The organism is Streptomyces canus (assembly GCF_030815415.1).
GTDB classification, from domain to species: Bacteria; Actinomycetota; Actinomycetes; order Streptomycetales; family Streptomycetaceae; genus Streptomyces; species Streptomyces canus_F.
The window spans coordinates 7,821,809-7,844,374 of the sequence record NZ_JAUSWW010000001.1; the positions used below are offsets into that span (position 1 = coordinate 7,821,809).

Annotated in this window: 20 protein-coding genes and 1 pseudogene; 12 read left to right on the plus strand and 9 right to left on the minus strand. The window is 70.0% G+C overall.

Going from position 1 to position 22,566, the window contains the following annotated elements; translation table 11 throughout:
• Positions 1 to 291: 291 nt before the first annotated feature.
• The 3 genes from QF037_RS36175 (at position 292) to moaA (ending at position 3,439) form a co-directional block, all read left to right on the plus strand.
• A complete protein-coding gene (locus tag QF037_RS36175) occupies positions 292 to 648 on the plus strand; it encodes a DUF485 domain-containing protein (protein ID WP_307032568.1) in 357 nt (118 codons plus the stop codon).
• The gene (locus QF037_RS36180; RefSeq protein ID WP_307032570.1) at positions 645 to 2,270 is read left to right on the plus strand and encodes a solute symporter family protein; all 1,626 of its coding nucleotides are present in this window, start codon (positions 645 to 647) and stop codon (positions 2,268 to 2,270) included. The genes QF037_RS36175 and QF037_RS36180 overlap by 4 nt, the downstream gene beginning before the upstream one ends.
• Before the next feature lie 179 nt (positions 2,271 to 2,449).
• Positions 2,450 to 3,439, plus strand: a complete 990-nt coding sequence (moaA, locus tag QF037_RS36185; RefSeq protein ID WP_307032572.1) for a GTP 3',8-cyclase MoaA — start codon at positions 2,450 to 2,452, stop codon at positions 3,437 to 3,439.
• Here moaA and QF037_RS36190 read toward each other — a convergent pair.
• Positions 3,436 to 3,660, minus strand: a complete 225-nt coding sequence (locus QF037_RS36190; RefSeq protein ID WP_266829096.1) for a hypothetical protein — start codon at positions 3,658 to 3,660, stop codon at positions 3,436 to 3,438. The two genes, moaA and QF037_RS36190, sit on opposite strands and share 4 nt — an antisense overlap.
• Positions 3,661 to 3,874: 214 nt before the next feature.
• Positions 3,875 to 4,273 carry a DUF3099 domain-containing protein gene (locus tag QF037_RS36195; protein ID WP_307032576.1) on the minus strand — a complete coding sequence of 133 codons (399 nt, stop codon included), beginning with the start codon at positions 4,271 to 4,273 and terminating at the stop codon, positions 3,875 to 3,877.
• Between the two features lie 245 nt (positions 4,274 to 4,518).
• Between QF037_RS36195 and QF037_RS36200 the strand changes: the two genes are divergently transcribed.
• Positions 4,519 to 4,797 carry a GlsB/YeaQ/YmgE family stress response membrane protein gene (locus QF037_RS36200; protein ID WP_307032577.1) on the plus strand — a complete coding sequence of 93 codons (279 nt, stop codon included), beginning with the start codon at positions 4,519 to 4,521 and terminating at the stop codon, positions 4,795 to 4,797.
• A 60-nt stretch (positions 4,798 to 4,857) separates the two neighbouring features.
• On the opposite strand, the gene tyrS is transcribed toward QF037_RS36200, so the two are convergent.
• The 3 genes from tyrS to QF037_RS36215 form a co-directional block, all read right to left on the minus strand.
• Positions 4,858 to 6,126 carry a tyrosine--tRNA ligase gene (tyrS, locus tag QF037_RS36205; RefSeq protein WP_307032579.1) on the minus strand — a complete coding sequence of 423 codons (1,269 nt, stop codon included), beginning with the start codon at positions 6,124 to 6,126 and terminating at the stop codon, positions 4,858 to 4,860.
• Between the two features lie 56 nt (positions 6,127 to 6,182).
• Positions 6,183 to 7,577, minus strand: a complete 1,395-nt coding sequence (locus tag QF037_RS36210; RefSeq protein ID WP_307032581.1) for a metallopeptidase TldD-related protein — start codon at positions 7,575 to 7,577, stop codon at positions 6,183 to 6,185.
• A gap of 82 nt (positions 7,578 to 7,659) precedes the next feature.
• The gene (locus tag QF037_RS36215) at positions 7,660 to 9,183 is read right to left on the minus strand and encodes a TldD/PmbA family protein (RefSeq protein WP_307032583.1); all 1,524 of its coding nucleotides are present in this window, start codon (positions 9,181 to 9,183) and stop codon (positions 7,660 to 7,662) included.
• A 241-nt stretch (positions 9,184 to 9,424) separates the two neighbouring features.
• Between QF037_RS36215 and fabG the strand changes: the two genes are divergently transcribed.
• From fabG to QF037_RS36230, 3 genes are all read left to right on the plus strand, one after another.
• Complete coding sequence (fabG, locus tag QF037_RS36220) at positions 9,425 to 10,144, plus strand: 3-oxoacyl-[acyl-carrier-protein] reductase (RefSeq protein WP_266894307.1); 720 nt, start codon at positions 9,425 to 9,427, stop codon at positions 10,142 to 10,144.
• 5 nt (positions 10,145 to 10,149) lie between these two features.
• Positions 10,150 to 10,926 (plus strand): enoyl-ACP reductase FabI, encoded by a 777-nt coding sequence (gene fabI, locus QF037_RS36225; RefSeq protein ID WP_266829110.1) that lies wholly within the window; start codon positions 10,150 to 10,152, stop codon positions 10,924 to 10,926.
• A 187-nt stretch (positions 10,927 to 11,113) separates the two neighbouring features.
• Complete coding sequence (locus QF037_RS36230; protein WP_307032587.1) at positions 11,114 to 11,461, plus strand: hypothetical protein; 348 nt, start codon at positions 11,114 to 11,116, stop codon at positions 11,459 to 11,461.
• On the opposite strand, the gene QF037_RS36235 is transcribed toward QF037_RS36230, so the two are convergent.
• Entirely contained in the window at positions 11,442 to 12,131 is a 690-nt protein-coding gene (locus QF037_RS36235) for a FadR/GntR family transcriptional regulator (RefSeq protein WP_307032589.1), read from the minus strand. The genes QF037_RS36230 and QF037_RS36235 overlap by 20 nt on opposite strands.
• A 69-nt stretch (positions 12,132 to 12,200) precedes the next feature.
• On the opposite strand from QF037_RS36235, the gene QF037_RS36240 reads away from it, so the two are divergent.
• The 4 genes from QF037_RS36240 to QF037_RS36255 all read left to right on the plus strand — a co-directional run bounded on the left by QF037_RS36240 (position 12,201) and on the right by QF037_RS36255 (position 14,634).
• Positions 12,201 to 13,484: a CynX/NimT family MFS transporter gene (locus QF037_RS36240; RefSeq protein WP_307032591.1), complete on the plus strand. Its 1,284-nt coding sequence runs from the start codon at positions 12,201 to 12,203 to the stop codon at positions 13,482 to 13,484.
• A 48-nt stretch (positions 13,485 to 13,532) separates the two neighbouring features.
• Complete coding sequence (locus QF037_RS36245) at positions 13,533 to 13,649, plus strand: SGM_5486 family transporter-associated protein (RefSeq protein ID WP_095046370.1); 117 nt, start codon at positions 13,533 to 13,535, stop codon at positions 13,647 to 13,649.
• Between the two features lie 159 nt (positions 13,650 to 13,808).
• On the plus strand, positions 13,809 to 14,015 hold the full coding sequence (locus QF037_RS36250; RefSeq protein ID WP_046257754.1) for a hypothetical protein: 207 nt from the start codon (positions 13,809 to 13,811) through the stop codon (positions 14,013 to 14,015).
• Positions 14,016 to 14,115: 100 nt separating this feature from the next.
• Positions 14,116 to 14,634, plus strand: coding sequence for a SixA phosphatase family protein (locus QF037_RS36255; RefSeq protein WP_307032595.1), 519 nt, complete (start codon positions 14,116 to 14,118; stop codon positions 14,632 to 14,634).
• Positions 14,635 to 14,741: 107 nt separating this feature from the next.
• Here the strand turns inward: QF037_RS36255 and serB are convergent, their stop codons facing one another.
• Together serB and QF037_RS36265 are read right to left on the minus strand one after the other, a co-directional pair.
• Positions 14,742 to 15,953, minus strand: a complete 1,212-nt coding sequence (gene serB, locus QF037_RS36260; protein ID WP_266894319.1) for a phosphoserine phosphatase SerB — start codon at positions 15,951 to 15,953, stop codon at positions 14,742 to 14,744.
• 1,054 nt (positions 15,954 to 17,007) lie between these two features.
• Positions 17,008 to 18,885: pseudogene (locus tag QF037_RS36265) on the minus strand (streptophobe family protein); the annotation flags it as partial.
• A 237-nt stretch (positions 18,886 to 19,122) separates the two neighbouring features.
• Here QF037_RS36265 and QF037_RS36270 point away from each other — a divergent pair.
• Positions 19,123 to 21,657 (plus strand): ABC transporter ATP-binding protein/permease, encoded by a 2,535-nt coding sequence (locus tag QF037_RS36270; RefSeq protein ID WP_307037531.1) that lies wholly within the window; start codon positions 19,123 to 19,125, stop codon positions 21,655 to 21,657.
• 96 nt (positions 21,658 to 21,753) lie between these two features.
• On the opposite strand, the gene QF037_RS36275 is transcribed toward QF037_RS36270, so the two are convergent.
• Positions 21,754 to 22,518, minus strand: coding sequence for a transglycosylase SLT domain-containing protein (locus QF037_RS36275; RefSeq protein ID WP_307032599.1), 765 nt, complete (start codon positions 22,516 to 22,518; stop codon positions 21,754 to 21,756).
• Positions 22,519 to 22,566: the final 48 nt, after the last annotated feature.

Consider the following 22,566-nt stretch of genomic DNA (forward strand, 5'->3'; position numbering starts at 1 on the left):
CACAGGTGGTGCTCGGGCAGGTACATGACGGGTGGTGCAGTGGCGAAGCTATCTCGCGAAGTTGCTGGCCAGCAATGACCTACCCGAGGTGACTTCGGAAAGAAGCCCGGGCAGTTGAACCGCTCCTCGCGTGCCGCCGTGACGTTGGACAGGGAGCGCGAGCACGATCGAGCCCCCCTGGGTCACCGTGAGGAACAGAGCCGTCACATGTCCGTCGTACCGAACCCGTCCCCGAACCCAGACCCGTCCCCGTCCACCGTGGCAACAGCACCCGCAACGCGAGGAGACTCCGTGGCTACCGACGCACCGCCCCCCTCGAAAGAGCAACACAAACTCCCCAGCACCGAGGAGTTCACCGCGGTGCAGGAGAGTGCGGAGTTCGGTGAACTACGCCACTCCTACCGCTCCTTCGCCTTTCCCCTGACCGTCGGCTTCATCGCCTGGTACCTGCTGTACGTCCTGCTGTCGAACTTCGCCGGCGACTTCATGGGCACCAAGCTGTTCGGCAACATCAACGTCGCCTTCATCCTCGGCATCGCCCAGTTCGTCACCACGTTCATCATCGCCTGGTGGTACTCCCGGCACGCCGCCGCGAAGCTCGACCCCAAGGCCGAGGCGATCAAGTCCCGTATGGAGGGCGACGCATGAGCATCGCGCAGCAGAGTGTCCTCGCGGCCGGAGAGGCCAGCGAGCACCGACCACTGATCATCAGCCTCTTCGCGGTGTTCGTCGTCGCGACCCTGGTCATCACGGTCTGGGCGGGCCGCCAGACCAAGGACGCCGCCGACTTCTACGCCGGCGGACGCCAGTTCAGCGCCTTCCAGAACGGTCTCGCGGTCTCCGGCGACTACATGTCGGCCGCCTCGTTCCTCGGCATCGCCGGCGCCATCGCCCTCTTCGGCTACGACGGCTTCCTGTACTCCATCGGCTTCCTGGTCGCCTGGCTGGTGGCGCTGCTCCTGGTCGCCGAGCCGCTCAGGAACTCCGGCCGCTACACCATGGGTGACGTACTGGCGTACCGCATGCGCCAGCGGCCGGTCCGCACCGCGGCCGGCACCTCCACGATCGTCGTCTCGATCTTCTACCTGCTGGCCCAGATGGCCGGCGCGGGTGTCCTGGTCTCGCTGCTGCTCGGCATCACCTCCGACGCGGGCAAGGTCGCCATCGTCGCCCTCGTCGGCATCCTGATGATCGTGTACGTCTCCATCGGCGGCATGAAGGGCACCACCTGGGTCCAGATGGTCAAGGCCGTCCTCCTCATCACCGGCACGATCCTGATCACGTTCCTGGTGCTGCTGAAGTTCAACTTCAACATCTCCGACCTGCTCGGCACGGCCGCCGAGAAGAGCGGCAAGGGCTCCGCCTTCCTGGAGCCCGGCCTCCAGTACGGCGCGACCGGCACCTCCAAGCTGGACTTCATCTCCCTGGGCATCGCCCTGGTGCTCGGCACGGCGGGTCTGCCGCACATCCTGATCCGCTTCTACACGGTGCCCAACGCCAAGGCCGCTCGTAAGTCCGTGAACTGGGCCATCGGCATCATCGGCGGCTTCTACCTGATGACGATCGCGCTCGGCTTCGGCGCCGCCGCGCTGATCGACCAGAAGGAGATCATCGAATCCAACCCGTCCGGCAACACGGCGGCCCCACTGCTCGCCCTGCACCTGGGCGGCGTCGACTCCACGTGGGGCGCGATCCTGCTGGCGACGATCTCGGCGGTGGCCTTCGCGACGATCCTCGCCGTGGTCGCCGGCCTGACCCTCGCCTCGTCGTCCTCGTTCGCGCACGACATCTACGCCAACGTCATCCGCAAGGGCCAGGCGTCCGGCAAGGAAGAGGTCCGCGCGGCCCGCGTGGCGACCGTCTTCATCGGTGCCGCGGCCATCGGCCTGGGCGCGCTCGCCCGTGACCTCAACGTGGCCGGCCTGGTCGCGCTGGCCTTCGCGGTCGCCGCGTCCGCCAACCTGCCGACGATCCTCTACAGCCTGTTCTGGAAGAAGTTCACCACCCAGGGCGCGCTGTGGTCGATCTACGGCGGTCTGATCGTCGCCGTCGGCCTGGTGCTGTTCTCGCCCGTCGTCTCCGGCGACCCGAAGGCGATGTTCCCGGACGTCGACTTCGCCTACTTCCCGCTGAAGAACCCGGGCATCATCTCCATCCCGTTCGGCTTCGCGATGGGCTGGCTCGGCACCGTCCTGTCCAAGGAGGAGCCCGACGCCGGCAAGTACGCGGAGCTGGAGGTCCGGTCCCTGACCGGCACCGGCGCCCACTGAGTCCGCCGGGCAGCGCTCTGTGACCGGCCGCGTCGTAGGTCTCTACGACGCGGCCGCGTCTTACCTCGTGGGATCGGGCACTGTCGATGTCAGTCGGGTCACGTAGGCTCGCAGGTGACGGGAAACGAGTGCTCCTCGAGTGCTCCGACAGTGTTCCGCAGACGAGGGAGGGGGCCCACGTGCTCATCGACACCTACGGCCGGCAGGCCACCGACCTGAGGGTCTCGCTGACCGACCGGTGCAATCTGCGCTGTACGTACTGCATGCCCGAGGAGGGCCTGCAGTGGTTGGCCAAGCCCGATCTGCTCACCGACGACGAGATCGTCCGCCTGATCGACATCGCGGTCACCTCGCTGGGCATCGAGGAAGTCCGCTTCACCGGCGGCGAGCCGCTGCTGCGCCCCGGCCTGGTGGGCATCGTGGAGCGGGTCGCAGCGCTGGAGCCCCGCCCCCAGATGTCGCTGACGACCAACGGCATCGGCCTCAAGCGCACCGCGACCGCCCTGAAGGCCGCGGGCCTGGACCGGGTCAACGTCTCCCTGGACACCCTGCGCCCGGACGTCTTCAAGACTCTCACCCGCCGGGACCGCCACAAGGACGTCCTCGAGGGCCTGTACGCGGCCCGCGAGGCGGGCCTGACCCCGGTGAAGGTCAACTCGGTCCTGATGCCGGGCCTGAACGACGACGAGGCCCCCGACCTGCTGGCCTGGGCGGTGGAGCACGACTACGAGCTGCGCTTCATCGAGCAGATGCCGCTGGACGCCCAGCACGGCTGGAAGCGCGACGGCATGATCACCGCGGGCGACATCCTCACCTCCCTGCGCACCCGCTTCGACCTGACCGAAGAGGGCTCCGAAAAGCGCGGCTCTGCCCCGGCGGAACGCTGGCTGGTGGACGGCGGCCCGCACGTCGTCGGTGTCATCGCCTCGGTCACCCGCCCGTTCTGCTCCGCCTGCGACCGCACCCGCCTCACCGCCGACGGCCAGGTCCGCACCTGCCTGTTCGCCACCGAGGAGACCGACCTGCGCGCGGCCCTGCGCTCGGGTGCCCCGGATGAGGAGATAGCCCGCATCTGGAAGGTCGCGATGTGGGGCAAGAAGGCGGGCGCGGGCCTGGACGACCCGACCTTCGTCCAGCCGGACCGCCCGATGTCCGCGATCGGCGGCTAGGGAACCTGTCCCTGCGCTTCCCACTCCTTCAGCAGGACGACGTCCTTCAGGAACCCCCGTACGCCGAGGAACTGGGACAGGTGCTCCCGGTGCTCCTCACAGGCCAGCCATGTCTTCCGGCGCTCCGGCGTGTGGATCTTCGGGTTGTTCCACGCGAGCACCCACACGGCGTCCAGGCGGCAGCCCTTCGCGGAGCAGATCGGGGTGGTCTCTTCACTCACTGTTTCGTCTCACAAAGTGCCGTGAACAAGGCGACGCCGAGCAGCCACGGGGGGAGCTGCCCGGCGTCGGTCTGTCGCTCCGACGGGGGATGCGGAGCGCGTAGGAAGTATGTCACGGGTAACCCGTCGCCCGGCACTGGAACAACATGATTGATCTGAGCTTTTCTTGAGCTTGGTACGGAGGAAACTTCCGGATTCGGGCCCTCCGCCAAGATCACGTCCGCTCGCGCGGCTCGCCCGGTACACCCGCCTCCGAACCGCCCACGGCGTCTTCCGGGAACGGTTCCGCCGAGCCCCTCGGAGCACTCGGCGGCGTGATCATCGGAGGCAGCGGCGCGGTCACGAATGTCGACGGCAGGGACGGCGCGTTCTCCCGCCCCGCGTTGGCGATCACCACCGCGACGTACGGGAGCAGAGCCCCCAGCACCAACGCGACGATGGCGACGTGCCGTTCGACGTTCCAGAGCGAGACGGCGAGGATCACCGATGCCGTACGCACGGCCATCGAGATCACATACCGCCGCTGCCGGCCGCGCACATCGTCCTGAAGCCCCTGACGGGCTCCGGTGATCCGGAAAACCTGGGCGTTGCCTGCCGCATGCTGCTTCCGCATCACATTCCACCATCCGCCCGCATCGGACTCTCCCCGGCCCGTACCCACTCCGCCCCCGGGCAGAGGTTCCGGGCCCGGACACGTCCTACGTTACGCCGCGACTGCGCCGCCTACGAGACCGGGGCACCTCCCGCCCGGGCGAACGACCTGCGCCGTAGCGCGTACGGCTCATTCGACATGCGCCGTACAGCGCATGCGCCGACACTGGGCGTAATGCTCACGTCGAGCCGTACTAGGAGGCAGCCATGGGCTGGTTGTGGGCGATCATCGTGGGATTCGTGCTGGGTCTGATCGCGAAGGCGATCCTCCCGGGCAAGCAGCACAGCCCGCTGTGGTTGACGACCATCTTCGGCATGCTGGGCGCCATCGTGGGCAACGCGATCGCGCGTGCCGCAGGCGTCGACGAGACCTCCGGTATCGACTGGAGCCGCCACGCCTTCCAGCTCGTCGCCGCGATCATCATCGTGGGCGTCGGCGACATGGCGTACATGGCGACGCTGGGCAAGCGGAAACAGCGGATCTGAGAGCATCCACGCCGAGAGGGGCGGCCTCCCGCACGGGAGACCGCCCCTCTCGCCGTGTGCTCAGGCGCCCGTGACCTCGACCGCCGCCAGGTTCTTCTTGCCCCGGCGCAGCACCAGCCAGCGACCGTGGAGCAGGTCCTCCTTGGCGGGAACCGCGTCCTCGGCCGCGACCTTCACGTTGTTCACGTAGGCCCCGCCCTCCTTCACGGTCCGCCGCGCGGCGGACTTGCTGGCCACCAGGCCGACCTCGGCGAGCAGGTCCACGACGGGGCCGAGCTCGGCGACCTGGATGTGCGGCACCTCGGAGAGGGCCGCCGTCAGCGTCTTCTCGTCCAGGTCCGCCAGCTCGCCCTGACCGAACAGCGCACGGCTCGCGGCGACCACGGCGGCGGTCTGGCCGGCGCCGTGCACCAGCGTCGTCAGCTCCTCGGCCAGTGCGCGCTGCGCGGCACGGGCCTGCGGACGCTCCTCGGTCTGCTTCTCCAGCTCCTCGATCTCCTCATGGGAGCGGAAGCTGAAGATGCGCAGGAACTTGGAGACATCCCGGTCGTCCGCGTTCAGCCAGAACTGGTAGAAGGCGTACGGCGTGGTCATCTCCGGGTCGAGCCAGACCGTGCCGGACTCCGTCTTGCCGAACTTGGTGCCGTCGGCCTTGGTGATCAGCGGCGTGGCCAGCGCGTGCACCACGGCGTCGGGCTCGACCCGGTGGATCAGGTCGGTGCCCGAGGTGAGGTTGCCCCACTGGTCGCTGCCGCCGGTCTGCAGCGTGCAGCCGTGCCTGCGGAACAGCTCCAGGAAGTCCATGCCCTGGAGGATCTGGTAGCTGAACTCCGTGTAGCCGATGCCCGCGTCGGAGTTGAGCCGCCGGGCGACGGCCTCCTTCGCGATCATCTTGTTGACCCGGAAGTACTTGCCGACGTCCCGCAGGAACTCGATGGCCGACAGCCCCTGCGTCCAGTCCAGGTTGTTGACCATGATCGCGGCGTTCGGGCCCTCGAAGTCGAGCAGCGGGGTGATCTGCGCCCGGAGCCGCTCGACCCACTGGGCCACGACGTCCGGCGAGTTCAGCGTCCGCTCCGCGGTCGGCTTGGGGTCGCCGATCAGACCCGTCGCACCGCCCACCAGGCCCAGCGGACGGTTGCCCGCCTGCTGGATCCGGCGCATCGTCAGGATCTGCACGAGGTTGCCGAGGTGGAGGCTGGGTGCGGTCGGGTCGAACCCGCAATAGAACGTGACGGGGCCGTCCGCGAACGCCTTGCGCAATGCGTCCTCGTCAGTGGAGAGGGCGATCAGCCCGCGCCACTTCAGCTCGTCGACGATGTCCGTCACGGTTCTCGTATCTCCTTGGATGATCTACGGCGGTCGGGTGACAACCAGCTACGAGGTTATACGCCCCGACTGACAGAGCTCATATTGAAGTCCGGCACCCTCAGGGCCGGCATCGCAGCCCTAGTGAACCAGTCGCTCCACTCCCTCGGCAGCGTCTTTTCCGTGCGCCCGGCCTCCGTGGCCCGGCCCAGCAGGTCCACCGGCGACTCGTTGAACCGGAAGTTGGTGACCTCTCCGGTGACCTCGCCGTTCTCGACGAGGTAGACGCCGTCGCGGGTCAGGCCGGTCAGCAGCAGCGTGGCCGGGTCGACCTCGCGGATGTACCAGAGGCAGGTCAGCAGCAGCCCGCGCGCGGTGTTCGCGACCATCTCCTCCAGGGAGCGGTCCTCGCCGCCGTCCAGGATCAGGTTGTCGATGCCCGGCGCCACCGGCAGCCCGGTCAGCCCGGCGCTGTGCCGGCTGGTCAGCAGGCTGCTCAGCTCGCCCGCCCGCATCCACTCGGTGGCCGTCAGCGGCAGCCCGTTGTCGAACACCGACGAGTCGCCGCCGGAGGAGTGCGTGAGCACGAAGGGCGCGGACTCCAGGCCCGGCTCGTTCGGGTCGCTGCGCAGGGTCAGCGGCAGCTCGGTCAGCCGGTCGCCGAGCCGGGTGCCGCCGCCGGGCTTGGAGAACACGGTCCGGCCCTCGGCCGCGTCCCGGCCGGACGCCGACCACATCTGGTAGATCAGCAGGTCCGCCACGGCGGTCGGCGGCAGCAGCGTCTCGTACCGCCCGGCGGGCAGGTCGTGCTTGCGCTCGGCCCATCCCAGGCGTACGGCGAGCTCGGCGTCCAGCGCGGCCGGGTCGACGTCCTTGAAGTCCCGCATGGAGCGGCCGGCCCACGCCGAGCGCGTACGGTCCGGCGACTTGGCGTTCAGCTCCAGCGTCCCGTTGGGCTGGTCGTGCCGCAGGCGCAGACCCGTCGACGTACCGAGGTAGCTGGAGACCAGCTCGTGGTTGGCGAAGCCGTACAGCTCGCGGCCGCCCGCACGCGCGCGTGCGAAGGACTCGCCGAGCGCCGGCGCGAAGTCGGCGAACACCGCGGAGGAGGTCTCGGCGGGCCCGTCCGTGAAGTCGGGGGACGCCGGTACGCCCGTCACCAGCGGCTGCGCGTCCTCGGCGGGCGCCGCACCGCGCGCTGCGGCCTCGGCGGCCCGGACCAGGGACTCCAGCTCGTCCACGGTCACCGCGGCCCGTGAGACGACTCCGGAGGCGGTGCCCTCCTTGCCGTCGACCATCGCGATCACGGTGAGGGTACGGGTGCGGGTGACGCCGTTGGTGGTGAGCGCGTTGCCGGCCCAGCGCAGGTTCGCCGTGGACTGCTCGTCGGCGATGACGACACACCCGTCGGCGGTGGACAGCTCCAGGGCACGTTCGACGATCTCGTGCGGCTTGTTCGTACGAGGACTCATCGACCGGCCTCCTGGGTCGTGTTGAGACTGTGCTTTCCCGGGGAGTAACCCCCGGACCCCCAGCCGATTCCGAAGTTGACGCTCATCGACCGGCCTCCTGGGTCGTGTTGAGGATGTTGACGCCCTTGAAGAGGGCCGACGGGCAGCCGTGCGACACCGCCGCCACCTGACCCGGCTGGGCCTTGCCGCAGTTGAAGGCGCCCCCGAGGACGTAGGTCTGCGGACCGCCCACCGCGGCCATCGAGCCCCAGAAGTCGGTGGTGGTCGCCTGGTAGGCGACGTCCCGCAGCTGGCCGGTGATCCGACCGTTCTCGATCTTGAAGAATCGCTGACCCGTGAACTGGAAGTTGTAGCGCTGCATGTCGATCGACCAGGACCGGTCACCGACGACATAGATGCCCCGGTCGACCCCGCCGATCAGGTCCTCCGTCGACATCCCGGCCGGGTCCGGCCGGAGCGAGACGTTGGCCATGCGCTGCACGGGCACATGGCCGGGGGAGTCGGCGAACGCGCACCCGTTGGACCGCTCGAAGCCGGTCAGCTTCGCGATCCGCCGGTCCAGCTGGTAGCCGACGAGCGTGCCGTCCTTCACCAGGTCCCAGGACTGGCCCGCCACGCCCTCGTCGTCGTAGCCGACGGTCGCCAGGCCGTGCTCGGCGGTGCGGTCACCGGTCACGTTCATCAGGTCGGAGCCGTACCGCAACTTGCCGAGCTGGTCGAAGGTGGCGAAGGAGGTGCCGGCGTAGGCCGCCTCGTAGCCGAGGGCGCGGTCCAGCTCGGTGGCGTGGCCGATGGACTCGTGGATCGTCAGCCACAGGTTGGACGGGTCGACGACCAGGTCGTACACCCCCGACTCGACACTGGGCGCCCGCATCTTCTCGGCGAGCAGCTCCGGGATCTGATCGAGTTCGCTGTCCCAGTCCCAGCCGGTGCCCGTGAGGTACTCCCAGCCGCGTCCGACCGGCGGTGCGATGGTCCGCATGGAGTCGAACTCGCCGCTCGACTCGTCGACCGACACCGCGGTCAGCGACGGGTGCAGCCGCACCCGCTGCTGGGTGGTCACGGTCCCGGCGGTGTCGGCGTAGAACTTGTTCTCGTGGACGGTCAGCAGCGACGCGTCGACGTGGTTGACCCCGTTCGCCGCCAGCAGTCGCGCGCTCCAGTCCGCCAGCAGCCCGGCCTTGTCCTCGTCGGGCACGGTGAACGGATCGATCTCGTACGACGAGATCCATGTCTTCTCGGAGTGCACCGGCTCGTCGGCGAGCTCGACGCGCTCGTCCGAACCCGCCGCCTTGATCACCTGCGCGGCCAGTTTCGCCATCGCCACGGCCTGCGAGGCGACCCGCGCCGCCGCGTCCATGCTCAGATCCACGCCCGACGCGAAGCCCCACGTGCCGCCGTGCACGACCCGCACCGCGTACCCGGAGTCGGTGGTGTCCGACGAACCGGCGGGCTTGGCGTCCCGCAGCCGCCAGGACGCGCTGCGCACCCGCTCGAACCGGAAGTCCGCGTGCTCGGCGCCCAGCGCACGCGCGCGTGCCAGCGCGGCGTCGGCCAGGGCGCGTAGGGGAAGCGCTGTGAAGGCTTCGTCGATGGTATGAGGCACCGAGGTATCTCCCTGCTCTCGTGACCTGTGGACTCCGATCATGTCGTGTGCGCAGCTCCGGGGACCATACGTTTCCGTGCGTGGTCGCCGTCTTCTGTAGAGACCCGACAGTGCGGCCCCCGAGCCACTGTCGGTGCCCGAATGTCCGCACGCCGGGGCAGACCGATAGGTTTCGAAGGAAGCCGCCTGCCCTCCGGGTGCCGGGCGGATGAGTTCAGACCGCTATGGAAAGGGTGATCCGTTGAGCCGCTCGGTTCTCGTCACCGGAGGCAACCGGGGCATCGGCCTCGCCATCGCCCGGGCTTTCGCCGAAGCCGGCGACAAGGTCGCGATCACGTACCGCTCGGGTGAGCCACCGGCCGCCCTGGCGGAACTGGGCTGCCTCGCCGTCAAGTGCGACATCACCGACACCGAGCAGGTGGAGCAGGCCTACAAGGAGATCGAGGACGCGCACGGTCCCGTCGAGATTCTGGTCGCCAACGCCGGCATCACCAAGGACCAGCTCCTGATGCGCATGTCCGAGGAGGACTTCACGTCCGTCCTCGACACCAACCTCACCGGCACCTTCCGCGTCGTCAAGCGCGCCAACCGCGCCATGCTGCGCGCCAAGAAGGGCCGTGTCGTCCTGATCTCGTCGGTCGTCGGACTGATGGGCGGCCCCGGCCAGGCCAACTACGCAGCCTCCAAGGCCGGTCTGGTCGGCTTCGCGCGCTCCCTCGCCCGTGAGCTGGGCTCGCGCAACATCACCTTCAACGTCGTCGCGCCCGGCTTCGTCGACACCGACATGACCAAGGTTCTCACCGACGAGCAGCGCGAGAACATCGTGAAGCAGGTGCCGCTCGGTCGTTACGCGCAGCCCGAGGAGATCGCCGCGACGGTGCGGTTCCTCGCCTCGGACGACGCCTCGTACATCACTGGAGCCGTCATCCCGGTTGACGGCGGACTGGGAATGGGTCACTGAACACCATGGCTGGAATCCTCGAGGGCAAGAAGATCCTCATCACCGGTGTGCTGATGGAGTCCTCCATCGCCTTCCACACCGCCAAGCTGGCCCAGGAACAGGGCGCGGAGATCATCCTCACCGCGTGGCCGCGTCCGACCCTCACCGAGCGCATCGCCAAGAAGCTGCCCCGGCCGGAGAAGGTCAAGGTCCTGGAGCTCGACGTCTCCAACGACGAGCACCTGGCCCGCCTGGAGAGCCAGGTCCGTGAGCACCTGGGCGACCGGCTCGACGGTGTCGTGCACTCCATCGGCTTCGCGCCGCAGGACGCGCTCGGCGGCAACTTCCTCAACACGCCGTTCGAGTCCGTGGCCACCGCCATGCACGTCTCCGCCTTCTCGCTGAAGTCGCTGACCATGTCGCTGCTGCCGCTGATGACCGAGGGCGGTTCCGTCGTCGGCCTCACCTTCGACGCCCAGTTCGCCTGGCCGCAGTACGACTGGATGGGCCCGGCCAAGGCCGCCCTGGAGGCCACCAGCCGCTACATGGCCCGTGACCTGGGCAAGCACAACATCCGCTGCAACCTGATCTCGGCCGGTCCGATCGGCTCCATGGCCGCGAAGTCGATCCCCGGCTTCGCCGAACTGGCGTCGGTGTGGGACAGCCGCTCCCCGCTGGAGTGGAAGCTGGAGGACCCGGAGCCGGCCGGCAAGGGCGTCGTCGCCCTGCTGAGCGACTGGTTCCCGAAGACCACCGGCGAGATCGTCCACGTGGACGGCGGTCTGCACGCCATCGGGGCGTAACGCTGCCGCCGAGCCTCGGCCGACATCGAGGGGCCGCATCCTCTGCCAAGGGATGCGGCCCCTCAGCGCGTCCGCGCGGGGTCACCCGTTCGGCCCATCCGGTCGGGCGGGCGGGGCGCACAACTGGGCACTCTGGATTACGCGTTCACCACGCTTCCCTCCCCAGCGCGGCCGAGGAGGTCCCCTTGTGCGCCTGTCCCGCAGCCTCGCCTCAGCAGCCGTCGCCGTAGCCCTCCTGCTGTGCCTGCCGCACGACGCGTCACCGCACGCACGCGTGGAGAGACCGAGGGCCGAGGAACCCGAGTTGTTCGGTGCCGCCTGCCACAGCAGGATCACCGGCTCCCATGTGACCGCGTACTGCCACAACCCGTATCCCGACGTCGACCGCGTCCGGCTGCACATCGAGTGCGAGCGCTGGTGGGACGTCGACAGCGACGGCGCCCCGGTCGAGGCCGGGCCCGCGCAGACCGTACGGCTGGACGGCCGCTGCTGGAAGGAAGTCCGCTCGGTGTGGGTCAGCCACCAGAAGCGGTGAACCGGCCCGGCCGGCACAGGAACGGATAGCCCGCCGCCTCCGCCGCGGCCGTCTCCGCGTCACCCGCACGGATCGCGTCGACCAGCCGCGCGTGGTCCATGTACGTCTCCGGCGTCAGCTCCTCGCCGACGTCCTCGCGCAGCCAGTCCCGCAGCACCTCGCCCAGGTCCGCGTACAGCGCCGACATCACGTCGTTGTGGGAAGCCGCCACCACCGCCAGGTGGAAGGACGAGTCCGCCGTCACGAAGGCCTCCGCGTCACCCGACTCCCACGCCTCCTCACGCCGTACGAGAAGCGCGTCGAGCTGCTTGAGGTCCTTCTCCGAACGCCGCTCGGCGGCCAGCCGCGCGGCGGAGGACTCCAGCGTGGCGCGGAGCTCGGCGATGTGCCGGGGATCGGCTTCGGCGAACCGGCGGTGCATCACACCGGCCAGCTCGCTGGTCGCCACGACATAGGTGCCCGAGCCCTGGCGGATGTCCAGCAGACCGTTGTGCGCGAGCGCGCGGACGGCCTCGCGGACCGTGTTGCGGGCCACCCCGAGCTGCTCGACGAGCTCCGGTTCCGTCGGGATGCGCGAGCCGACCGGCCACTCGCCCGACGTGATCTGCTGCCGCAGCGCCGCGATGACCTGCTCGGACAGTGCCGATCGACGGGGGTGGCTCAGAGGCATGGCACACCTTCGCATGGGATCGCCGACCCGGGGCAGCCGGGGATGGACAACCAATCATCCCATGATTCTATGATGGGTGGCATGGCACGTGAGGAAACCCGGACGATGACGTCCCCGCACATCCGCAGCTCGGCGCCGAGCGAGCCCCCGAGGGGCGCCACGCGCGCGTGGCCGACAAGGCTGCTCGTGCTCGGCATCGTCCTGGCCGCCGTCAACCTGCGCCCCGCCATCACCAGCCTCGGCGCCCTCCTGGAGGAGGTCCGCGACGGACTGGGCATGAGCGGAAGCATGGCCGGGCTCCTGACCTCCGTGCCCCCGCTCTGCTTCGCCTTCTTCGGTGTCATGGCCCCGCGCCTGGCCCGCCGCTTCGGACCGGGAGCGGTGGTGTGCGCCGGCATGGTCGCCATCACGGCAGGCCTGCTCATACGGCCGTACACGGGCAGCACGGTCGGCTTCCTGGCCGCCAGCGCTCTCGCCCTCATGGGCATCGCCGTCAGCAACGTCCTGATGCCCGTCATCGTCAAGCGCTGGTTCCCGGAGCGCGTCGGCACCATGACCGGCCTCTACTCGATGGCCCTCGCCCTGGGTACGGCCACCGCGGCCGCCGTGACCGTGCCGGTGACCGACAGGCTGGGCGGCAGCTGGCAGACCGGGCTCGCGGTCTGGGCGGGGCTGGCCGCCGCGGCCGTACTGCCGTGGATCCCGTCGATACGGCAGCGGGGCACGGCGTCCGCCGCGGAGGCTCCCGCGCGTGAGGAGCAGCCCGCGCTGCGCATCACCCGCAGCCGTACCGCCTGGGCGCTCGCCGTCTTCTTCGGACTCCAGGCCACCGCCGCCTACATCACCATGGGCTGGATGGCGCAGATCTTCCGGGACGCGGGCGTGCCCGCGAGCACGGCCGGACTGCTGCTCGCCGTCACGATGGTGATGGGCGTACCGCTCGCCTTCGTCATCCCGCGCGTGGCCACCCGCCTGCCGCACCAGGGCCCGATCGTCCTCGTGCTCGGCGTCTGCGGCCTCGCCGGATACGCCGGCCTCTACTTCGCGCCCGCCTCCGGAGCCTGGGCCTGGGCCCTGCTGCTCGGCGTCTCCAACTGCGCCTTCCCGCTGGCCCTGACGATGGTCGGGATGCGGGCCAGGACCGGCGCCGGCGTCGCCCAGCTGTCCGCGTTCGCGCAGAGCACCGGCTATCTGATCTCCATCCCCGGCCCGCTCCTGGTCGGCGTGCTCTACCAGCACAGCGGCGGCTGGGGCCTGCCGATCGCCCTCATGGCCGCCCTGATGGTCCCGCAGATGGCCGTGGGCGTCCTCGCCGGACGCGACAGGACGGTCGAGGAAGAGGCGGCCCGCTGACGCCACCCCGGCGGATCCGATGGCGGTCGGAAGTGCGAGACTGGCCGCATGCCAGTGCTCGACCCGAACCCGCAGAACGGCCAGAAGAAGATGCTGCTCGTCTTCGGCGCGTTCCTCGCCATCTTCGTGATCATCGCCGTCATCGCGTCGCTCGCCTCACCCTGAACCGGCGGGGGTGGGGCTAGCCCCACCGTCCCCTAGGGGGCGAGTCTCAGGGTCAACTGGGTGGATCACCGGATGGGTTGAGAGTCCGCGATTCCGTAACTTCGAGATGTGACCGCGGCACAGCGGACCACCGGCCCACTCGAAGACGCGGAGGCAACCATGTCGGCCCCTACGCACACCCCGCCCCACCCGGCGACCCGGGGACGCGTCGACATCCGGCTGCCCTGGTGGGCCCTCGCCCTGCCGACGCTCGCCTTCATCACGCTGCTCGCGCTGATCCTGAATCCATCCGACGCGCACGCCGCCGCGGACGATCCCCTGATCACCCAGCTCTTCGAGCGCATACAGCAGCTGGTCACGCGCTGAGCACCCCGGCGGCACCGGCCCTCGACCACCTCCACACACCCGTGGGGCCGCATGTCAACTCCCTGCGCCTTATGGCCTATTTCATGCGAAGCTGGGTCTCATGAGCGTCGCAGAATCCCGCAGGATCGTCCTCTTCCGGCATGCGAAAGCCGACTGGCCACAGGTGACCGACCACGAGCGGCCGCTCGCCGACCGGGGCCGCAAGGATGCCGCAGAAGCCGGACGCAGGCTGGCCGACACCGAAATCCCCTTCGACCTGGCCCTGTGCTCCACCGCGACCCGGACCCGCGAGACCTGGAAGCTCGCCGTGCACGAGTTCGCGCACCGGCCGAAAACCGTCTACGAGGAGCGGGTCTACGAGGCCTCACCCGGCGAGCTGATCGCCGTGCTCAACGAGACCCCCGACGACGCGCAGAACATCGTCCTGATCGGCCACAACCCGGGTGTGCAGGGCCTCGCCGACGTCCTGGCCGGCTCGGCCGAGGGGGATGCCGGCGAGCGGATGGGCCGCCGCGGTTTCCCGGCCGCCGCCTTCGCCGTCCTGTCGTTCACCGGCCCCTGGAAGGCGCTGGAGCCGGGCGCGGCCACGCTCCTGGACTACTGGGCACCGTCCGAATGATCCGACCGATGTGAGAACCCTGTGAAAGGGCCCGGCACCACCGCGGTGCCGGGCCCTTCGCACGCCGTACGACGCCTGCCGTACCCGACGGCTCGGTACGCGGCGGCTCAGTCGATGTCGTCGTGGGTGTCCGCCGCCTCGACCTCTTCGCGGGTCACGCCCAGCAGATACAGGACGGTGTCCAGGAACGGCACGTTCACCGCGGTGTGCGCCGCCTCCCGGACCACCGGCTTGGCGTTGAAGGCGACCCCGAGGCCGGCCGCGTTGAGCATGTCCAGGTCGTTCGCACCGTCGCCGATGGCCACGGTCTGCGCCAGCGGCACCCCCGCCTCGGCGGCGAACCGGCGCAGCAGCCGCGCCTTGCCCGCCCGGTCCACGATCTCGCCGGTGACCCGGCCGGTCAGCTTCCCGTCGACGATCTCCAGGGTGTTGGCCTGGGCGAAGTCCAGCCCGAGGCGCTCCTTGAGATCGTCGGTGACCTGGGTGAAGCCGCCCGAGACGACACCGACTTGGTAGCCGAGGCGCTTGAGCGTACGGATGAGGGTGCGGGCGCCGGGGGTCAGCCGCACCTCGGTGCGCACCTTGTCCACGACCGAGGCGTCGAGCCCTTCGAGGAGGGCCACACGCGCGTGCAGCGACTGCTCGAAGTCCAGCTCCCCGCGCATCGCGGCCGCCGTCACCTCGGCGACCTTGTCCTCGCAGCCGGCGTGCGCGGCGAAGAGCTCGATGACCTCGTCCTGGATGAGCGTCGAGTCGACGTCCATCACGACGAGCCGCTGCGCGCGCCGGTGCAGCCCGGCCGCGACGACGGCGACGTCCACGCCGAGCGCGGCGGCGTCGGTCACCAGGGCGGTCCGCAGGGGCTCGGTCTCCACACCGGACACCGCGAACTCGACCGCGGTCACCGGGTACTTGGCCAGCCGGAAGATACGGTCGATGTTGCCGCCGGCCTTGGTGATCCGTGCGGCGGTCGCGGCGGTCGCCTCCGCGGTGAGCGGATGTCCGAGCACGGTGACGAGGGAACGGCCGAGGCCACGGGGCCGGTTGTCGCCCAGGCCGGAGATGATCTCGGCCTGCATCTTCATCGACTCCGCCCAGCTGTGGACGGTCTTGCGCAGGTCGCCCTCCAACCCGCGCGGCGGCTCGGTCACGAGCGCGCACAGCACCATGCGGCCACGGGTGACGACCTGCTCGATGTCGACCACGTCGACGGAGTAGGCGGCGAGAGTGTCGAAGAGTCCGGCAGTGATGCCCGGCCTGTCCTTGCCGAAGATCTTGACGAGAAGAGTGGGGACATCGGAGGTCTGCGAAGCGCTCATGGTGTACCCACCGTATCCGGCACCCAGTGCCTTCCGCCCCTGAGGTCCGCCTGACGGACAGGGAACACTGAGCGTCGCTCAAGTGGCGGGGGCCTTACGTGGTGGCCACGGCTCTATGGGCACATGTCGGGAGACCGGACCGACGGATACCGGTCACGTGGTCGGCACCCCGGGGCCCGAGGACGACGGAAGCCATGAGGCAGCGGACGCTTCGCCCCGCTGTCGCGCCCCCGAAACGCCCTCGCCCGGATCACCTCCGCCCCTTCGGCCTCCCCGGCGGGGGAGGCGGCGGCGGTGGCGGCGGACCGTCGTCGGGCGTGGACGGCTCGCGCCCCGAGGGCATACGCCGGGGCGGCGGCTCGATCGGACGCACCACGGTGGGAGCGCCGTACAGGTCGTCACCGGCCGGCGGCGACTCGTCGTCACCCCCAGGCGGCGGCCCGCTGCTCACACCCCCGGCAGACGGATCCACCTCACCCCGCCAGGCACCCTCACCGGGCCGCGCCCCCTGCCCCGGCGGTGCGCTTGCGGACGGTCGACCTTGCCTCGGAGCAGGCCGCCAGGCGCTCTCACCCGGCCGACCCTCGGGCCCGCCAGGCGGTTCCGAGGGGGAGCGGCCCTGCCCCGGAGGCCGCGTCCCGGCCCGCCAGGCGCCCTCGGTCGGCGGTGCGTCCTGTCCTGGTCGTCGGCTGCTCTCGCCGGGTGGAGCCTCTTGCCCCGGCGGCCGTCCCGAGGGGGAGCGGTCTTGTCCCGGGGGGCGTGTCCTGGGGTGCCAGGCGCCCTCGGTCGGCGGTGCGTCCTGTCCTGGTCGTCGGCTGCTCTCGCCGGGTGGAGCCTCTTGCCCCGGCGGCCGTCCCGAGGGGGAGCGGTCTTGTCCCGGAGGCCGTGTCCCCGCCTGCCAAGCACCCTCGGTCGGTTGGGAGCCCTGCCCCGGTCGTCGGCTGCTCTCGCCGGGCGGAGCTCCCTGCCCCGGCGGCGGTCCCGACGGTGAGTAGCTCTGCCCGGGGGGAGGCGTCCCCGGTCGCCTGCCACCCTCCGCGGACTGTGCCCCCTGCCCCGGCGGCACCCCGCCCGGTGGCCGCCCGCGTCCGGGCGGTGCGCCCCGGGGCGGTCCCGCGTCGGACGGTCGCGCATCCTCGGGTTCCCGCAGCTCGTCCGGCATCCGCAGATACGGATTGGTCGCGGGGTTCGGCGGCCGGTACGACGCACCCGGCGTGTACGGCCCGGACTCGCCACCCGCGGGCGTCGCCCCGGCCTCGCCACCGCGCGGCGCGCCTCGGGAATCACCCCTGTACGGATCCACCTCCGACGCCCCCGCATACGGATCCGCCTCCGACGCCCCCGCATACGGCGCCCCCCGCGAAGGCCCCCCATGCGGTGCCGACCCGGACTCGCCCGGGTACCGTCCGGGCGCCCCCGGATACGCCCCGACCCCGCCCGCATACGGCGGCTGCCCGGCGTCCGGCGTCCCGTTCCCCGGAACCCCGCCCACGCCACTCAGTGCCAGTGCTGCCGCCCGGTTCCCCGCCGCCCCGGTCGCACGGGCGAGCAGCGCCCCGACGGCGCCCGCGCCCGCTCCCCACAGGGCGCCGAGGAGCAGAGCCATGCCGAGCTGCCCGTGCAGTTCGATGCCGGCGCCGAACGCGTCGAAGCCCAGCACCGACAGCGAGGCGTTCACGGACACCTCCGTCATCCAGGCGAGCAACGGCAACGTCAACGCCGTCACGACCCCCAGCCGCAACGCACAGCGCCCGGCGAAACCGAGGGCACCCGGATCCCGTACCTGCGCACTTCCCGCGCCGCCCCCGGAGCCCCGTACCCCCACCGGCGTCCGCACCGCCGTCAGCACCCCCGCCAGCAGCAGCATCATCGCCGCCGCGACCCCCAGCAGCCACACCCGTCCGTCCAGCTCCGCGAGTCGCGACAGCGACACGGACTGGTCGCGCTCGGAGCTCAGGAGGTCGTCCAGGGGATCCGGGAGGAAGCCGGCCAGCGGACCGGTCGCCCGGCCGTCCCACGGCACGAACAAGCCGATCGGGATGCCCAGCCACGTGCCGTTGGGCGTGCCCAGCAGCGCCGCGCCCGCGATCCGCTTCGGGTGATCGTCGCCGATCGACGCGTACGCCGCCGCCGCGAGCCCCGCCGCCACGGCGACCAGCAGCACGGTCACGAGGGCGGACACCGCCGGGCGTACGACGCGATGCGCCGCTTCCCAGCCGCGGGGCAACGGCGTGCGGCGCGAGGCGAGGAGCGCGATCAGCAGGACGCCGACCGACCAGACCAGACCCCCGAGCAGCGTCGGCACCGTGTCCACCGTGAAGCCGACCGCCGCCTTCGCGTCGACCAGGTCGCCGATCTGGTCCGGGAGCAGTCCACCGATGTCCCCGACATCGCCGAGGCCCGGAATCTCCAGACCCCCGCCCCCGTCACCGCCGCCGGGCAGGTCGTCGAGACCGAGCGCGCTGCCGTCGATCGTGATGACGTCGTGACCCGCCCAGGCCAGCCCGCCCAGCGTGGCCACGAAGAGCGCGATCACCGCACCCGCGCGCGCGAGGAGTTCGGCCGGTGCGACGACAACTCCGGCCGCCCGTAAGGACCGTAGGAAAAACCATGACAAAAGTAGCGCACCTACCAGGCTGACACCCAGTGGCGTGATCTCGATGGCCGTCGCAGCCTCCGCGCCGGTCAGCCCGAAAGCGGACACGTCGCCGGACGGTGTCACCGAACCACCCGCCCCGAGCGCCACTACCGCCGCGGTCATCGGGCCCAGCGATGCCGTCGAGTCGGCCTCCAGCAGGTGCAGGCCGAGTGCGGCGACGCCCGCCATCCCGATCAACGCCCAGCTCACGGCGGCGATCGCAGACAGCAGGATGTCTCCCCACGGCAACTTCGAGCCGTGCTTGGTGGTGTCGACGCCCATGGACGTACTCATGGCAGACCCCCCGATCCGCGGTGCGGCGATCGCCGCGCATGTCCCCCTCGCGTGGATTACCACTCTCCGGGTCGGTTTCAACCCCGTCAACGGAACCGGTCGAAGCGTGTGTGCGTGGTCTTCACAAGGCCCGGCTTTCGGTCAGGGGGCAGAGCCTGAAATAGTTCCCGACGATGTTCGACATCCCTAGACTCCCTGTGTTGGGGGTAACTCGGGGGACTACTCATGGGGCATGGAGTGCCGGAACTCGTACTGGAATTGAATGGACGTACCTGGACGCTAGACGCGTCCAGGCCCTACACCCTCGGACGCGATCCGCAGGGTGACATCGTGCTCGACGACGCCAGGGTGTCCTGGAGGCACGCCACTATCAGCTGGAGCGGCCGTAGTTGGGTCATCGAGGACCACGGCTCCACCAACGGCACCTTCGTGCAGGGCCAGCGGATCCACCAGCTGGAGCTCGGCCCCGGCTCGGCGGTGCACCTGGGCAACGCGACCGACGGTCCGCGGGTGAGCCTCTCGGGCACCGCGGCCCCGGCCGCGCAGCCTCAGCAGCAGCCGTACGCCGCCCAGGGCGCTCAGGGCGGGGGAGCTCCGGCCGCGAACCCCGGCTGGGCCCAGCAGGCACCGCAGCACCAGCAGGCCCCGCAGGCCGGCTGGCAGCAGCCGCAGCAGCAGCCCTCTGCCGGGAAGGTTCCGCAGCAGCAGGGTCCCGGCGTCGGCGCGGGGGCGCCGCCGGTCTACGGCGACCGCAGCCCGACCACGTTCCACCAGTTCTCGATCGGCCGCGTGATGCGGATCGGTCGCGCCCTGGAGAACGAACTGGTCGTCTCCGACCTGCAGGTCTCCCGTCACCACGCCGAGTTCCACTCGACGCCCGACGGGCGCATGGAGATCCGCGACCTCGGCTCGCACAACGGCACCTATGTCAACGGTCAGCCGATCGCCAAGGGCGGCTCGATCCTGCTCGGCCCGACGGACATCGTCGGCGTCGGTCACTCGACGTTCCGGATCGTGGGCGACCGCCTCGAGGAGTTCGTCGACACCGGTGAGGTCTCCTTCTCGGCCCGCCATCTGACCGTCACGGTCGACGGCGGCAAGCAGATCCTCAAGGACGTCTCCTTCGGCGTCCCGGAGAAGTCGCTGATCGCGGTCATCGGACCGTCCGGTTCCGGCAAGTCGACGCTGCTCAAGGCGCTGACGGGCTACCGGCCCGCCAACCAGGGCGACGTCCTCTACGACAACCGGAACCTCTACAAGCAGTTCGCCGAGCTGCGCCAGCGCATCGGTCTGGTCCCGCAGGACGACATCCTGCACAAGGAACTGACCGTCAAGAAGGCCCTCAAGTACGCGGCCAAGCTCCGCTTCCCCGCCGACACCACCGGCGCCGAGCGCGACGCCCGTATCGACGAGGTGCTGCGCGAGCTGAAGCTGGACATCCACAAGGAGAAGAAGGTCACCTCCCTCTCCGGTGGCCAGCGCAAGCGCGTCTCCGTGGCCCTGGAGCTGCTCACCAAGCCGTCGCTGATCTTCCTGGACGAGCCCACCTCGGGCCTCGACCCGGGCATGGACCGCGATGTCATGCAGCTGCTGCGCGGCCTCGCCGACGACGGCCGTACGGTCCTCGTCGTCACCCACTCGGTGGCCGAGCTGGCGATCTGCGACAAGCTCCTCGTGATGGCTCCCGGCGGTGCGGTCGCCTACTTCGGCCCGCCCGAGGAGGCGCTGAACTTCTTCGGCTACGACACCTGGGCCGACGTCTTCTCCGCCTTCGAGAACTACCGCGACTACGACTGGGCCGGACGCTGGAAGGGCTCGCAGCACTACCAGATGTACGCCGCGGACATCGACGCGATTGCGCCGCAGTCCGTACAGATGCCGCCGATGCAGGCGATGAGGCCGCCGAAGCCGCAGGGCTGGCTGTCCCAGTTCAGCACTCTCGTGCGCCGCTACACCTCGGTGATCGCCTCCGACAAGGGCTTCCTGGCCCTGACGATCATCCTGCCGCTCGTCCTCGGCTCGGTGAGCCTGCTCATCGACCAGGGCAAGGACCTCCTGGTCAACACGGAGATCAACCCGAGCACCGGTCAGCCCGTCGCCAACGGCACGGCCCTCACCGTCCTGCTGATCCTCGCGGTGGGCGCCTGCTTCGCCGGCGCCGCCAACTCCGTCCGTGAGCTGATCAAGGAACGGGTCATCTACGAGCGGGAGCGCGCGACCGGCCTGTCGCGTTCCGCGTACCTGATGTCCAAGGTGTTCGTGCTCGGTGTGGTCACCGTGCTGCAGGGCCTGATGGTCGGCGTCATCGGCTTCTCCAGCCGCACCCTCCCCGACGAGGGCCTGATCCTGCGCAGCCAGATTCTCCTGGAACTGTGCATTCCGATCATGGCGCTGGGCTTCACCGCGATGATGTTCGGTCTGATCATCTCGGCCCTGGTGAAGACCGCCGAGAAGACCATGCCGCTCCTGGTCATGTTCGCGATCGTCCAGGTCGTCTTCACCGGCTGTCTGTTCCCGCTGTCCGGCTCGGTCGGCGTCAACGAGCTCTCGTATCTGATGCCGTCGCGCTGGGCGGTCGCCGCCGCGGGTGCCACGCTCGACTTCAACAAGATCAGCCCGCCCGCCAAGGGCGAGAGCAACGACCCGCTGTGGGAGCACACTGTCGGCGCCTGGGGCATGGACATGCTCGCCCTGATCGTCCTCGGCGTGATCTGCGGCTTCTTCGTGGCCCGCTTCCTGCGCCGCCACGAGCCCGAGGTCATGCGCAAGTAATCGCGTTCGTACGACGGTGAAGGGCGGCACCCCGGTGAGGGTGCCGCCCTTCGGCGTACTTCGCCTTGTGCAGGCGTACGAGAGGTCCGCGCAGCCTCAGTACGCGCCGTTGACGTTGTCGATCGAGCCGTACTTGTCGGCCGCGTAGTTGGCGCTGGCGACGATGTTGGCGACCGGGTCGTACTGGCTGAAGGGGGTGCCGGAGACGTGGTACGCGTCGAAGGTCGGCTTGATGATCTGCAGCAGACCGATCGACGGGGTGCCGTTGACGGCGTTGACGTCCCAGTTGTTGATCGCGTTCGGGTTGCCCGAGGACTCCCGGATGATGTTGCGGTACAGACCGTTGTAGGTACCCGGGATGCCCTTGGACTTCATGATGTCCAGGGACTCCTTGATCCAGCCGTCGAGGTTGTTGGCGTAGGTCTTCGGGGCGGCGGCCTTGACCACGGCGCGCTTGGCGGACCGGCTCGCGGCCTCCTTGGCCTTGCGCTCCTGCTCGGCCTTCTTCTTGGCCGCGGCCTCGGCGGCCGCCTTCTTCTTGGCCGCGGCTTCGGCGGCCGCCTTCTTCTTCGCGGCGGCCTCGGAAGCGGCCTTGGCGGCGACCTTCTTCGCGGCTGCGGCCTCGGCGGCCTGGCTCTGCAGGCTGACGCCGGCGAGCTGCTCGGTCACGTCCGACCGGAGACCCTTGAGCTGCTCGGAGCTGTACGCGACCTTCGCCGAGGAGGCGGCCTCGCTCGTGGTCGTCTCCGCGTTGCCGGGAACCGCGGAGAACGCGAGGGTGGCGGCACCGAGCGTGGCGACACCGGCGATGGCGACCTTGTGGCGCTTGGTCAGCGCGCGACTGTGGCTCTTCTTGAACATGCGGGTGGACCTCTTCGAATAGCGCGGAGGTCGCTCCTCGTCCGGCGG

Excerpts from the sequence above, each read along its gene's own strand:
- QF037_RS36180 (WP_307032570.1), top strand. The coding sequence starts at position 645 with ATGAGCATCGCGCAGCAGAGTGTCCTCGCGGCCGGAGAGGCCAGCGAG.
- QF037_RS36195 (WP_307032576.1), bottom strand. The coding sequence starts at position 4,273 with ATGCGGAAGCAGCATGCGGCAGGCAACGCCCAGGTTTTCCGGATCACC.
- QF037_RS36200 (WP_307032577.1), top strand. The coding sequence starts at position 4,519 with ATGGGCTGGTTGTGGGCGATCATCGTGGGATTCGTGCTGGGTCTGATC.
- QF037_RS36210 (WP_307032581.1), bottom strand. The coding sequence starts at position 7,577 with ATGAGTCCTCGTACGAACAAGCCGCACGAGATCGTCGAACGTGCCCTG.
- fabI (WP_266829110.1), top strand. The coding sequence starts at position 10,150 with ATGGCTGGAATCCTCGAGGGCAAGAAGATCCTCATCACCGGTGTGCTG.
- QF037_RS36235 (WP_307032589.1), bottom strand. The coding sequence starts at position 12,131 with ATGCCTCTGAGCCACCCCCGTCGATCGGCACTGTCCGAGCAGGTCATC.
- QF037_RS36240 (WP_307032591.1), top strand. The coding sequence starts at position 12,201 with ATGATGGGTGGCATGGCACGTGAGGAAACCCGGACGATGACGTCCCCG.
- QF037_RS36245 (WP_095046370.1), top strand. The coding sequence starts at position 13,533 with ATGCCAGTGCTCGACCCGAACCCGCAGAACGGCCAGAAGAAGATGCTG.
- QF037_RS36250 (WP_046257754.1), top strand. The coding sequence starts at position 13,809 with ATGTCGGCCCCTACGCACACCCCGCCCCACCCGGCGACCCGGGGACGC.
- QF037_RS36255 (WP_307032595.1), top strand. The coding sequence starts at position 14,116 with ATGAGCGTCGCAGAATCCCGCAGGATCGTCCTCTTCCGGCATGCGAAA.
- serB (WP_266894319.1), bottom strand. The coding sequence starts at position 15,953 with ATGAGCGCTTCGCAGACCTCCGATGTCCCCACTCTTCTCGTCAAGATC.
- QF037_RS36275 (WP_307032599.1), bottom strand. The coding sequence starts at position 22,518 with ATGTTCAAGAAGAGCCACAGTCGCGCGCTGACCAAGCGCCACAAGGTC.